Below are 13,673 nucleotides of genomic sequence, written 5' to 3' on the forward strand. Positions count from 1 at the left end.
TCGGTAGTCATCCGTTACGCCCGAAGTCGCAGACGTTGCAGCAAAGACGAGGTGGCGCCCATAGCGTCACGCAGTTGGGCGGCAGTGATCGTTCGATCTGCCGCATCGAAAGCCAGCGCCGTTCGCAGGGCTGGCCAGCAGTGTCTCGGTAGATTTCTGGGTGCGTGCAGTTCGCGTTCGAGGTGCCCGTCGCGGGCCTCGGTCGAGGGCAAGCGGCGGAACGGGTGTTTGCCGCCCGCCAATTCGTACAACACGCAGGCCACGCCGTAGACATCCGCACTGGCCGACAGCGGTTGGCCTTCGAGCAGTTCGGGGGCGGCGTAGCCCGGGCTCCAGGCGTTGAAGCGGTGGCGGCTCAGGTGTGGCAGGCCGGGCAAGATGCCCTCCTCGGCCTGGCCAAGGCCGAAGTCGAACAGGCGCACGCCTTCTTCACTGAGCATGACGTTGCTCGGCTTCATGTCACCGTGCAGCACGCCGCGAGCGTGGGCGAAGGCCAGCGCGTCGAGCAGCGGCAGCGCGATGTCGCGCAGTTCTTTCCACGGCAAGCCCAGCGGCCGCTCGCAGAGTAATTTGTCCAGGGTCAGCCCACGCATGAGTTCCATGGTGATGAAGGCGCGCTGGCAATCGGTGTCCACTTCAAAGCTGTGCAAACGCAGCACGTTGTCGTGGCGCAGGCGTCGGGTCAGGGCGAACTCGCTGTAGAGCAAGGCGCTGGCGTCCGGCGATTCGGCAAATTCTTCGCTGAGGATTTTCAGCGCAATGTAAGGGTCGGGATCGCCGAACTGCTCACTCAGCAGATCCCGTGCACGGTAAACCGCGCCCATGCCACCGGCACCGAGCAGGCGCTCGATGCGGTAACGGCCTGCCAACACGTCGGGCATTTCGCCAATGCTGGCCTTGGTAGGCGCCAGCGCGGGTTCAGCCTTGTGCGGCTTTCCATTTAGAGGCGTGGCGAACGCAAAGTAAGTCAGGTTATTGGCTGCCTCGTCGGTCACCAGCAAGTCGTCGAGCGGCGGCATGAGTTCAGTCATTTTCGGATCACCACGGCAGTCAGGTTGTCCCGCGCCGAGCCACGCAAAGCGCCGTCGAACAGACGCTCCAGCGCAACGTGCGGCGCGGTCAGGCTCAGGGCGTTGCCCAAGGCATCGCTGCTGAGCCCTTGATACAAACCGTCGCTGCACAACAGAAACGCATCGCCGGGATACACCTCGAGTTCGAGCACGTCCAGGGTCAGCTGCTCGGCAGCCCCGACCGCACGGGTCAGGGCATGAGCAGAAGGATGCGCCTTGGCTTGCTCGACGCTCATTTGCTGCTCGTCGATCAGTTGCTGTTGCAGCGAATGGTCCTTGGACAGCTGATACAAACGCTGGCCGCGCCACAGGTAGCAACGGCTGTCGCCGGCCCAAATGCAGGCCGCGCGATTGCCTTCCACCAGCAGCGCCACCACGGTGCTGCCCATGATGCTGTCGTGGCGCCCGGCCGTGACGGTCAACTCCTGGCCCAAGCGGCGGTTCAGCCAGTGCAGGCACTGGCGGATGCCTTTGAGTCGTTCGTCGAAATCGTCCTGCACCGGCAACTCCGCCAGGCTGGCGACGATCAACTGGCTGGCGATGTCGCCACCCTGATGACCGCCCATGCCGTCCGCGACCACCCACAGCCCCTGCTGTGGACAGTCGAGAAAAGCATCTTCGTTGCGCGCCCGAACCTTGCCCGGATCGGTACGCGCAGCGCTGCGCCAGGGACTGGCAACCTGCATCAGAGCTGCACCGGCATACGGAAGGTCCGCAGCACGCCCATGTCGAACGGGTTCGGTGTGCGCTGGCTCGACAGCAAGTAGTTGGCGCGCAGGCCGCCCACATCAGCTTTCAGTACCAGCACATCACGACCGCTCAGGTACTCGGTCTGCATCAGGTCGAACAGACGGAACAGCGACCACGGACCGGTGTTCTTTTCGATGCCGATCGGGCGGCCGGCCATTTTGTCGAGGACCAGGCTGGTGCGACCGTCGTCAGCATCGGTCGGCCATTTGAACGACACCGGCACGATCGGACCGTGACGGTATTCGATGGTCTTGTCGCCAAACTTGAACTCGGAACGGCTGACGGCCGGGTCGAGGGTGTACGGCTCCAGTTTGAACTGCACCTGTGGCTCGGCCGGGTTGATCGAGAAGAAGCTCTGGCGGATCACTTGTGCCGCGGCCATCTGGTCGAGGTAGACCTTGGAGATCGGCATGCTGTGACCGTCGATGCTGCGCAGACGGTAGTTGCCTGGATCGCCACTCACGAACGGACGCATGTAGGTCTCGAAGAAGCGGTCGGCGATGCCCTGGGCCTTGAAGAACTCGCGGAAGTCGCTGATCGCAACGTCGCTGGTGCTGTGGGCGCTGAACGGATAACGCTTGTTGATCGCCTTGCCATAGAAGCTGTACAGCTCGCTCTGATAACGCTGGTTCAGGTACTGGTAGGAATCGTTCAGCACCAGACGCCAGGTGTCTTCGGCCAGCACGTTGAACCACACGCTGACCGGACGTGGCAGGCGATTCGAAGCATTGCGCAGGGCGCTCAGCGCATCACGCTGGCCGCTCATGCGGGTCTTGGCCATTTCGAACGCGGCCTGATCCGGGGAACTGGCACGTGCCAGGCTCGCCAGTTGCAGTTGCAGGTCGTTGAGCGCCGCGAGTGCCGGGGTCAATTCAGCGGTCGGGCCATTGTTGTCATCCAGCAAACGGTGCAACGGTTCGAAGCGACGTTGCAGGGATTTCTTCGCGGTGTCGGGCAGCTGCTTTGCCATATGAGCGGCCATGTCCGACGCCTTGTCCGCTGCAGCAGCGGCCAGTTTGCCGAGTTTGCCGAGTTTGCCGCCCTTCTCGCCCAACTTTTCAGCCGCATCTGCAGCTTCACCAGCGCTGTCAGCAATCACCGGGAAACGGGTGTTCTCACGCACTTCCACCAGCAGTTGCAGCACTGGGGAATTGGCGGATGTAAGGCCCGCCAATTGCTCGGCGCCCTCGCCCGCATCGTTGATCGGTGGCAACGCAACCTGGCCAACCGCTTCACTCCAGAAGTTGGCGTAGTCACGGAAGTACAGCTGCTCCAGTTCGACCATCAGGCGACGCAAGTCCATGCCGCTGATGCCCGAGCCTTCGCCCAGCACCCAGTTGTCACGCAGAAGATCGGTGACCAGCGCACTGCCCTGAATCGAGAAATACTGCTGATAACCCTGTTGGGTGTAGAACCCCGGAATCACGTAATCGGCGCCAACAAACAGAGAAGCTTGCGGGCCGATGTGTTGGCTCAAGCGGTATTCCGGCAGGTTGCGGGCCTGCTCGCGGAGCATCCGGTAAACCACGCTGGCCAGCGACTCGCTGCGCAGCACCTGACGCGCTTGCGCCACCAGTTGGTCGTTCAGCGGGTAGATAAACGGCTGCTTCAGCAAACGCTCGAAGTGCGTGTTCAAACCGTTCTGCACGGCGGTGTTGCCGGCGTAACGCTGGGACCAGTCAGTGGCGACCCAATCCTTGAGCCACGCCGCATCGCGACGATCCTTCATGTTCAACATCAGGTACGCGCGCAGGCTGTTGAGCAGGCGTTCGCGGTCCTTCATGTTGGCGCGGATCTGCCCTTCCAGCAGCGTCGCGACCCGTGGCAGCAGTTGCGCTTGAAGCTCATGCTCGTAGGCGTCCTTGACCACTGGATTGACGTCTTCACCTTGGTACAGACCGCCACGCTCGTGGTACGACACGTCACCTTTTTTCGGGAAGACCTGAGTCGCCGTGAAGCGGGTGTCGAGGGTCTTTAGCACCGCCATGGAGTCATCACGCGCGGTCAGGGCCGAGCGCTGTTGAGTCCAGTTTTGCGCCAGGTTACGCAGGTGTTCCAGGCGCTCGTAGTTGGCCGAGAATCCGCCCGCCCACAGCATGCCGAACAGCGCCAGTGCCGCCAAAGCACCGACGTACAAGGCGCGCTGGCCCCAATGGATGCGGCTGCGTTCGCGCTTGTCCAGACCGGCCAGATCGGCCTCCGGGAAAATCACCCGGCTGAGCAAGTGGTGAATGAAGCGCGAACGCCCGCTGCGCAAGGTCGGCAGCATGCCGGCGTTCACCCCCAGATTCGCGCCAATGTTGGCGGTGGTCTGGTCCATTTCTTGAGTCAGGTGCGGTGCGCTGGTCAGGTAGAAACCGCGCAACTGGCTAACACGCTGGTAGCGGTTGCCGGTGAACGCCATGTCGACGAACAGGCACAGGCGCTCGCCGATCTGCCCCAGTTGATGCGGGAAGTCGAGGATGCGACCACGGCGCTGGGTGTCGCGCTCCTGGTGCATGCGCATGATGACTTGGCTGTTCAGGCGACGTAGCAGCTCTTCGAACTCGCTACGCAACACGGCTACATCGGTGCCGCTCTGCTCTTTGCGGAAGCTGGTACCGAGCACCTGATCGCTTTCTTCGCGGGTCAGTTGATCGAAGAACTCGTCGAAACCAAGCAGCTTGTCAGCCTTGCTCAGGACCAGGTAAATCGGCACATCGACGTGTAGTTTTTGATGCACGTCTTGCAGACGGGCACGCACCTGGCGGGCCAGGGTATCGAGGTTCTGCTCGGTGTTGCCCAGCAGCATTTCCACCGGGATGGTCACCAGCACGCCGTTCAACGGACGGTTGCGGCGACGCTTGCGCAGCAGGTCGAGCAAGGTGCTCCAGGCGCTGCCATCGATCTCGGCATCCGACTGGGTCAGGTAGCGGCCAGCGGTGTCGATCAACACGCCGTGGTCGGCGAAGTACCAATCGCAATGACGGGTGCCGAGGGTGTCGCGGGTCAGCTTGCGGTCGATCTTGTTGATCGGAAACTCAAGGCCCGAGAAGTCCAGCAGGCTGGTTTTGCCGCTGCCCTGTGGACCGATCAGCAAGTACCACGGCAAATCGCTGCGCCAGCGCTCGCTGCGACCGCGATACAGGCTCGAGGTCTTCAGGGTTTTCAACGCATCCTTGAAGCGCACGCGAAGCTCTTTCTGCTCTTCGTCGATCAGCTCTTCACGGCGGATACGATCCTGGCCGTCTTCAGTGTCTTCGATGGCTTTCTTGCGTACGCCAGCGCGCCAGCTGACGAAGACCATGGTCAGGCCCCAGATCAGGAACAGCACACTGATGGTCAGCAGGCGGGAGGTCGAACCTTCCCAGAACTTGTAATCATCCACCGCTAGCAGCGGCCCGACGAACCACACCAGCAGCGCGACAAACAGCACCACCAGCAAGGTCCAGACCCAGGTATGGCACAAGAATGCGCCGACTTTCTTGAAAAACTTTTTCATCACACGTCCCTGTTTACGGCTGCGACTGCGGCGCAGCGGCGGCCGGATCTAGCGGCTGATAAGGTTGCAGAACGGTTTCGCGTTGCTCGCCCAAGACCCAGGCGAAGCCCGAATACATCACCACCAGGCAAACCACGGTGAACAGCACCACCATCCACGCCGGCACGATGCGCACCAGGCTGCGGCGCTGATCGTTCAAGCCTTCCCAATGCGGCGACAGTTCGCGCGGCACGTCACCGCGCAATTGACGAATCTGCCGATACAAGGCGTCGCGGATGCCTTCGAGTTCGAGCATGCCGCGCGCTTGCACGCGGTACTTGCCCTCGAAGCCCAGCGACATGCACAGGTACATCAGTTCCAGCATCGGCAGGTGCTTGACCGGGTTTTTCGACAGGCGATCCAGCAATTGGAAGAACTTCTCGCCACCGAAGGTTTCGTTGTGGAAGCTGCTGAGCAGGCTCATCTGCGACCATTCGCTTTCGTTGCCCCACGGCGTAGTCACGACGGCTTCGTCGACCACCGTGCAAAGCACGTAACGCGCGGCCATCACCTGGCTGCTTTCGGCGCCGTTGTGCAGCGCACGCACTTCAAACAGTTTCAACCCGGCCGTCAGTCGCTCGTTGAGCGCGTACATGTCTTCGCGGGTGTCGCTGTGCTTGAGTCGCACCACTTCCGACAGCAGGTCAGAGGCAGCGGCCACCAGCGAGTTGAGGCTGATGTTGAATGCTTCGGCCGGGCGCAAACGCGCGGCGTAGATCATCCGTTCTTCGAGCTGTTCGAAACGCGGCGGTGCGGCGAAATCTGTCAGCGGACTTTGCGCCGGGCCGTGGCCTTGGCGGTCGAGCAGGACGGTTTTATCGTCCTGGTTATGTTCCGTGTCCTTGATCATGTCGGTCAGTTCCTGATGGCCCAGAATTTCAGTTCAAGCTCGGCAAATTCGCCGGACACGTGGAACGCGAAGCCGCCGGAGCGCTCGAGTTGTGCCAGGTCTTCGGAACTGAGTTCGAGAATGAAATAGGTTTTGTTGGAGTGGAACGCGATCTGCCGCGGGGCCACCGGCAAGGGTTTGACCTTGATGCCAGGCAGGTGCAGGTTGACCAGTTGGCGGATGCGTTCCACCGGGCCGACCTTGAGGTGCGCCGGCAAGCGATGACGCAGTTCTTCGGAATCGCAGTTGGCACTGGCGGCGAGCACGAACGAGGCCGAGCCCAGCAGTTTGTGGTCGTGCAACGGCGAGACGATGATCCCGTACTGGCGCGCTTGCAGGACCAGTTCGATGGCGTGCTGCTCGAGCACCATCGACAGCACCTGACGAATCGCTTCCATCAGTTTGCGGAAGCTCGCGCCCTGGTCGCTGTGCTGGTAACGGCTGTCCAGACGCGGGCGTTTGCTGTCGCTGGAGAAGGTCGCCAGATCGCCGAGCATGGTCAGCAGCGTGCGGTACAACTCTTCCGGGTGAACCTGTTCCAGGCCGAGGTAGTGGCGCAACAACAGTTCGGTGCGGTTGATCAGTTGCAGCATCATGAAGTCGCCGACCTCCGCGCCACCGACTTTGCCGTTGGAACGGATGCGTTCGGCGATGGTGTCGCCCCGGTGGCCGAGCATGCTGATGACTTCCTTGAGGCACGACAGCAGGTAGCTGGACGAATGCGCCTGAAGGAACGTCGGGACGAAGTCCGGGTCGAGGCTGATCACGCCGTCGGGCGTAGTGTCGAGCACTTCGCAGACCTTCAGTTTCACGTAGGCCTGGTCGCTCTGCTGCTCGCCGAGTAACAGTTTGAAGTCCGGACGGCCGCAGCTGACCTGGCTGGCAGAGTCGTCGCCGGCGTTGGAGTCGGCGACTTCCGCTTCGTACGCGGTATAGCGCGCCAGCACGTCGGATTGCTCCGGACGGCGCGACTCGATGTGGTTGCCGGTGACCAGTGGCAGTGCCAGGTAGATCGGCGTGTTACCGGTGTTCGGCGGCACGTCGAGGGCCAGCGGCTCGGTGTTGCCGCCGAGTTCGAACAGGCTGCCATCCGGCAGAATCCCCGAGGCCTGGCTGATCACCAGTTTGCCCATGTTGAGGAACTGCAAGTCGATGTCCAGGTTCAGGAAGCCCCAGGTGTAGCTGCCCAGCAACTGAGTGCGGGTCTTCATCTGGTGATCGTAGTAGCGATCGTTGTGCTGGAAGTGCTGCGGGCGCAGCAGCATGCCTTCCTGCCAAATGACTTTGTGGGAATTCATGATCAGTCATCCGCCTTGGCGAGCGTTTCGTTGCTGTTGCGGATACCCGCCTGGTCGAGGATCAGATCAGCGTTGGTGACTTCCACCGGAGTGATTTGCACCGTGTAGCGCCATTTGGTTTCCGGCAGATCGCGGTAGGCGGCGAGGATGCCGACGTAACGACTGCCCTCCTCCACGCTGAGTTTCATCTCCACGGTTTCCCCCGGGCGCAGCTCGATTTCTTCGCTGGCCACCAGGTCCGGGGCCAGGGATTCCTTGGCGCGCTCGTACAGGCTGAAGAAGTCAGCGTTCTCGAACGTCACCGGGTGCTTAAGCTCGAACAGACGTACGACGATTGGCGACGGACGCCCGTTGAGGTCCGGGTTCAGCTGATCGCTGGCGGTCAGCTTCAGGTTGAGTTTGGTGACGTGGGAATACGGCGACAGCGACGAGCAGCCGGCCAGTAGCACCAGGGCGGTGAGCGCAGTCAGCGTCTTGAAAAAAGCGGTCGAGCAGCGAGACATGCGCATCATCCTTGGTGGTCGGTGTGAAGGGTGGAAATCAGGCGGATCTGTTCTTCGTAGGCCTGGGCAAAATCGCGGGCCAGCAGGCGCTCGCTCCAGTCATCGTCCTGACGCAGGGCCTGGTGATAACGACCGTAAGCTCTCCAGCGGCTGCCGGATGTGGCGAGCAGTGGCTTATTGTCGCGCTCGAAACGCAGGGTCAATTGCTGTGGCGAGAAGTGCTCCAATGTGCCGCGAACGGCAGCGCGGCTAGCGGTCAACAGGGCCACCTGATGCGCCTGCAAATCGCGGAACGCACGGGAGATTGCTTGCTCGGCCGGCAACTGGCCCGGCTTGTTCGGTTGCAACAAAATGCCCAGTGCCTCACCGGCATCGACGGCAAATTTGAGCGGGTTTTTGTGGGTGCCTTGCACGGTGGTCTGGGCCAGACGCAGTTCGTTTTTCAGCTCGCTGCGGGTGCGCAGGCTCTGCTGCAAACCGCCGACGCTTTGCTTGAGCAGGCGTGCAGCGTTCAGCGCCAGGGCTTCGCGGGCGTCGTGGTCGAGGCCTTTGAGGTCCACGCCCAATGCCGCACCGAAGTGCTCCCAGAAACCTTCGCTCTGACGCTCGACGGTTTTCGGCGCCGGGGCTGGTGCGGGTTCGGGTTCGGCCGGGGCGTCGATCAGCTCCGGGACCATCAGGCTTTCCATGTCGATGCGTGCGTAGTCGGCGCGCTGACGGGTGTCCTCGATGGTGGTGCTCGGGGAGATCAGTTCGTCGATTTCCGAATACACGCGCTCTTGCTGATCGAGGGCATTGAGCGGATCAAGGTCCAGAAACGCATCGTCCGGAATGATGCTGCCCGCCGCTTGCGGACGGCCGACTTCGACGTCGAAGGTCGCCGGGTCGCGTACCAGTCGCGCACGGATCTCGAAATCACCCAGCACGTAGACGCTGCCGTGCTCGATGCGCATCGCTTCGCCCTTGCGCAGGCGCGCGCCGCTTTCGCTGTCCTGGATACCGTTGCTGCTGGTATCGGTCAGGAAAAACGTGCCTTCGCGGTAGCTGATCAACGCGTGGTGGTTGGACAGGTGACGCTTGCGGTCCGGAATGATCCAGTCGCAATCCTCGCCCCGGCCGATCACGCCGCCGGCCTGTTTGAAGGTCTTCTGGCACAAATCCGTGGGCACGAACTGCTTGGTGTTCAGCATTTCGAAAACCAGTTCCATGGTGATACTCCTTGCGGTCACTTGCCGCGATTGACCGCCTGCGGATCACCCAATGGGCGATAGGTGTTGTCGTTGAATTTGTAATTGCCGCTACAGCCGCCGAGGCCGAATAGAACGACGAGGGTCAGCAGGACGGCTTGCCAGTGACGAACAGACATCAGAGGGTCTCCAGGGGTAGACAAAGTACAAAGCGCCGGCCCGTTTGGGCGGCGCTATCAGAAGCGAATGAGGTGAAGTCGACGGTCTTTTGCCTAGCCATCGAAATCACCCAAATTGATATTCAGGCGCCCGAGGCGGTACAGCAGCGTGCGGCGTGGCAGCCCGAGTTCGCGGGCCGCGAGAGTCTGGTTGCCGTCGTTTTTGCGCAGGCAATCGAGCAGCAGACTGCGCTCAACTTGCTCCAGGCGTTCGCGCAGGTTCAGGCCGCTGCTGTCTTCCGGCACGGCCTCCATGCGCAGAGAGAAATGCTCGGCCAATAACTCACCGCCCTCGCACAGCAGCACCGCGCGCTCGACCAGGCCCTTGAGTTCACGCACGTTGCCGGGGAAGGCATAACCGGACAGGTGATCCAGCGCCGCATCGGACCAGCGCACCGCATCGCGCTGCAAGAACGAGCAAGCCTTGTCGGCGAAGTGTCGGGCGAGGTCGAGGATGTCGCCTTCGCGCTGACGCAAGGCCGGCAACTCGATCGGGAATTGCGCGAGGCGGTAGTACAAGTCCTCGCGGAATTTGCCTTCACTGACCAGCACCGACAAATCCCGGTGAGTCGCGGCGATGATGCGCACGTCGATCTTGTGGGTGTCGTTGGAACCCAGCGGGCGGATCTCGCCTTCCTGCAGAACCCGCAACAGCTTGGCTTGCAGGGACAGCGGCATGTCGCCGATTTCATCCAGCAGCAAGGTGCCGCCGTTGGCCGCGTCGAACAGGCCGGCGCGATCACGATCAGCGCCGGTGAACGCACCTTTGCGGTAGCCGAACAGTTCGCTTTCCAACAGGTTCTCGGGGAACGCCGCGCAGTTCTGCACGATGAACGCCTGGGAGCGTCGTGGGCCGCAATCGTGTATCGCCCGCGCAACCACTTCCTTGCCGGTGCCGGTTTCGCCGCGCAGCAGCACGGTGTAGGGGCTGTGCAGCACTTTGCTGATCAGCGAATAGGTCTGGCGCATGGCCGAACTCTTGCCGATCAAGCCATAGCCGCTGGCACTCGGGACGCTGACCTTCGCCGGTCGTGCATCACCGGTCGGCTGACGCAAGCGCTGCAGCAAATGCAGTTGGCCAAGGACGAACGAGCCCAGTTGACCGAGGGACTCGGCGAAGCCTTGCAGGTCGATGTGCCGGCGACTGGCACACAGCAGCAAGCCTTCGACGGCCTTCTGCTGACTGACCAGCGGCACACACAACAGCGACTGCCAAGGCGTGGCCTGAGGCGGCAGAAAACTGGTTTCGTGCAGGCTGCCGCTCAGCTCGCTGAGGCACACCGCACGGTTCTGGCACAGGGCGAATTGCAGCAGTTGTTCACCGTTGTAATCCGCCGGCAGGCTCGCCGCTTCCCGGGGTTGCAGAATCCCGTTCAGGCACTCGGCGTTCATCCCCAGGCACGTGTGAGTCGCGTCCAGCAGGTACAGCTGCGTCAGCTCACAACCGCTGAGCTCGGCCAGCCCGCGAACGAAGTCACCCAGCAGCGCAGCACCGTCCGCCGCCCGCGACAAGCTGGCGAACTGCGCCAGCAAGGCTTCGGCATAGACCAGCGGCTGCGGCACTTGAGTGAACATCACACCCACCTCAGGCGAACTCGCAGGTCACGCTGGCGTTGCCGTCGAGCGTCGCGTGGACACGCTTGAGGTTTTCACCGGTGGCCATCGCATCAAGCAAGCGGTCGGCCACCAGCGGCAGCACGTGCAGGTCGAGCAAGTGGTCGATCAGGCGCGCGCCGCTGTCGCTCTGGGTGCAGCGTTCGGCCAAGTGATCGACGAGGTCCTGCGAGTAGGTGAAATCCAGCTGACGGCGGTTCAGGCGCTCGCCCAAACGACCGAGTTTGATTTCGATCAGCTCGCGCAGCACTGGGCCGCCGACCGGGTAATAAGGCACTACGCGCATCCGTGCCAGCAGTGCCGGTTTGAAGTGTTTGCTGAGGACCGGGCGAATGGTTTCTTCGAGGACTTCGGCCGATGGGCGTGCGCCGTTCTCGCAAAGCTCGCTGATGCGGTCGCTGCCCAGGTTCGAGGTCATCAGGATCAGCGTGTTGCGGAAGTCGATCTCGCGCCCTTCGCCGTCGTTGGCCACACCTTTGTCAAAGATTTGGTAGAACAGGTTGAGCACGTCCGGGTCGGCTTTCTCGACTTCATCGAGCAGCACCACCGAGTATGGTTTCTGACGCACGGCTTCGGTGAGCATGCCGCCTTCGCCGTAACCAACGTAGCCCGGCGGCGCACCGATCAGGCGCGAGACGGTGTGTTTTTCCTGGAACTCGGACATGTTGATGGTGGTGATGAAACGATCACCGCCGTACAGCAAGTCAGCGAGGGCCAGGGCGGTTTCGGTCTTGCCGACCCCACTCGGGCCGACCAGCAGGAACACGCCCACCGGCGCATCGGGTTTGTTCAGACCGGCAGCGGTAGCGCGCATCGAGCGATCCAGCGCGTGAACGGCTTGTTCCTGACCACGGATGCGCGTGCGCAAGTCGGTGGCGAAGCTCGCGACCTTGGCGTTGTGCTCGCGGGCCAGTTGTGCCAGCGGCACGCCGGTCCAGGCGCTGATCACTTCGGCCACCAGACGCGGGCAGACTTCGAAGCTCACCAGACGCTCTTTGAGCTGGGCATCGGTCAGGGCGCGGTGGGTTTCGTTCAGCGCGGCTTCCAGGGATGCGACGCTTTGCGCTTCATCAATCGCCAGCGTCTCGATCACGGTGCCTTCGGCATCTTCTTCAACCGTGACGGTTGACTCGACAGCGACGGCTTCGCGCGCTTTGGCCAATTGCTGACGCAGGTCCAGCAGGCGCTCGGCCAGTTCTTTCTGTTCGGTCCAGAGAGCTTCCAACGCGACCCTTTCGTCTTCAGCGGCGGCCAGGCGATCTTCCAAAGCGTCCAACGCTTCGTGATCGATCAGCAAGCCTGCTTCAGCATCACGGCGCAGCGCCTGACGCTGACGGCCACCTTCAGCCAGTTCGCCTCGCAGACGCTCCAGGCTTTCCGGTGCGGCGGCAAGGCTGATGCGCACGCGGGCGCACGCGGTGTCGAGCACGTCGACGGCTTTGTCCGGCAGCTGACGGCCCGCGAGGTAGCGAGCGGACAACTCAGCCGCCGCAACCACGGCGTCATCGCGCAGGTAGATGCCGTGGCTCTTCTCGTAAACCTGAGCCAGGCCACGGAGGATGGTCACCGCTTCGCTCACAGTCGGTTCGTGCAGTTGCACCGGCTGGAAGCGACGGGCCAGGGCCGGGTCTTTTTCGAAGTACTTCTTGTACTCCCCCCAGGTGGTGGCGGCGATGGTGCGCAACTCACCACGGGCCAGGGCAGGCTTGAGCAGGTTGGCTGCATCGGAGCCGCCAGCGTTGCCGCCCGCGCCGATCAGCGTGTGGGCTTCGTCGATGAAGATGATGATCGGTTTCGGCGAGGCTTTGACTTCATCGATCACGCCTTTGAGGCGACGCTCGAACTCACCTTTGACGCTGGCGCCCGCCTGCAACAGGCCCATGTCCAGCGACAGCAGCTCGACGCCTTTCAAAACTTGCGGCACTTCACCCGCGGCGATGCGCGAGGCCAGGCCTTCGACGATGGCGGTTTTACCGACGCCGGCTTCACCGACCACGATCGGGTTGTTTTTGCGGCGACGGGCAAGGATGTCGACCATCTGACGGATTGCGCCATCGCGGCATAACACCGGGTCAAGTTTGCCGTCGCGGGCCTGTTGGGTCAGGTTGTGGGTGAAGCGCTCCAGCAGCGATTCGCCGGGCACGGCTGTTTTACCCGTGGCCGGTTGTTCTTTTTGCGACAGGGCGAATTCTTTCAGGCGCTCGATATTTAGTTTGGCCAGCAACGACTGGTAGCGGCTGCCGGCATAGCGCATCGGATTGCGCAGCAACGCGAGGATCAACGCGGCTTGCTCGACCTGACTTTGGCCCAGTTCAAGGTTGGCCACCAGCAAAGCATCTTGCAGCCACTGCACCAGTTCCGGGGCGAACACCGGGTTACGCGAAGCGCTGTGCTCGACCCGCGATTGCAAGGCGGCGCTCAGTTCACCGGCATCGACGTCGGCGTCTTGCAGCGCGCGTGCGAGCAGGCCTTGCGGGCGCTCCAGCAAGCCCAGCAACAAGTCTTCGACGAGGATCTTGCTGCCGCCACGGGCGACGCAGCGTTCGGCCGAACTTTCCAGGTCACGACGGGTTTCGGCGTCCAGCGCCTGAATCAGTTGTTGCAGGTCTACGTTGATCATTGGT

The 13,673-nt window shown here is 62.3% G+C and carries 10 protein-coding genes; all 10 read right to left on the minus strand.

All coding sequences use genetic code 11. The features are described from left to right. Positions 1-14: 14 nt before the first annotated feature. The 10 genes from ACYZTR_RS00275 to tssH all read right to left on the minus strand — a co-directional run bounded on the left by ACYZTR_RS00275 (position 15) and on the right by tssH (position 13,669). Entirely contained in the window at positions 15-1,031 is a 1,017-nt protein-coding gene (locus ACYZTR_RS00275; protein WP_461975481.1) for a serine/threonine-protein kinase, read from the minus strand. Further along, a complete protein-coding gene (locus ACYZTR_RS00280; protein WP_461975483.1) occupies positions 1,028-1,756 on the minus strand; it encodes a PP2C family protein-serine/threonine phosphatase in 729 nt (242 codons plus the stop codon). The genes ACYZTR_RS00275 and ACYZTR_RS00280 overlap by 4 nt, the downstream gene beginning before the upstream one ends. Beyond that, positions 1,756-5,301 carry a type VI secretion system membrane subunit TssM gene (gene tssM / locus ACYZTR_RS00285; protein WP_461975485.1) on the minus strand — a complete coding sequence of 1,182 codons (3,546 nt, stop codon included), beginning with the start codon at positions 5,299-5,301 and terminating at the stop codon, positions 1,756-1,758. The genes ACYZTR_RS00280 and tssM overlap by 1 nt, the downstream gene beginning before the upstream one ends. A gap of 13 nt (positions 5,302-5,314) precedes the next feature. Next, positions 5,315-6,190 carry a type IVB secretion system protein IcmH/DotU gene (icmH, locus tag ACYZTR_RS00290; RefSeq protein ID WP_461975487.1) on the minus strand — a complete coding sequence of 292 codons (876 nt, stop codon included), beginning with the start codon at positions 6,188-6,190 and terminating at the stop codon, positions 5,315-5,317. A gap of 5 nt (positions 6,191-6,195) precedes the next feature. Further along, positions 6,196-7,527 carry a type VI secretion system baseplate subunit TssK gene (tssK, locus tag ACYZTR_RS00295; protein ID WP_461975489.1) on the minus strand — a complete coding sequence of 444 codons (1,332 nt, stop codon included), beginning with the start codon at positions 7,525-7,527 and terminating at the stop codon, positions 6,196-6,198. A 2-nt stretch (positions 7,528-7,529) separates the two neighbouring features. Then, on the minus strand, positions 7,530-8,030 hold the full coding sequence (tssJ, locus tag ACYZTR_RS00300; protein ID WP_461975491.1) for a type VI secretion system lipoprotein TssJ: 501 nt from the start codon (positions 8,028-8,030) through the stop codon (positions 7,530-7,532). A 5-nt stretch (positions 8,031-8,035) separates the two neighbouring features. After that, the gene (gene tagH, locus ACYZTR_RS00305) at positions 8,036-9,238 is read right to left on the minus strand and encodes a type VI secretion system-associated FHA domain protein TagH (protein WP_461975493.1); all 1,203 of its coding nucleotides are present in this window, start codon (positions 9,236-9,238) and stop codon (positions 8,036-8,038) included. Between the two features lie 17 nt (positions 9,239-9,255). After that, positions 9,256-9,396 (minus strand): type VI secretion protein, encoded by a 141-nt coding sequence (locus ACYZTR_RS00310; RefSeq protein WP_461975496.1) that lies wholly within the window; start codon positions 9,394-9,396, stop codon positions 9,256-9,258. A 93-nt stretch (positions 9,397-9,489) separates the two neighbouring features. After that, complete coding sequence (locus ACYZTR_RS00315) at positions 9,490-11,010, minus strand: sigma-54 interaction domain-containing protein (RefSeq protein WP_461975498.1); 1,521 nt, start codon at positions 11,008-11,010, stop codon at positions 9,490-9,492. Between the two features lie 10 nt (positions 11,011-11,020). Continuing rightward, positions 11,021-13,669, minus strand: coding sequence for a type VI secretion system ATPase TssH (gene tssH / locus ACYZTR_RS00320; RefSeq protein WP_461975500.1), 2,649 nt, complete (start codon positions 13,667-13,669; stop codon positions 11,021-11,023). Positions 13,670-13,673 lie beyond the last annotated feature (4 nt).

It is taken from the genome of Pseudomonas sp. Hz4 (assembly GCF_054898165.1).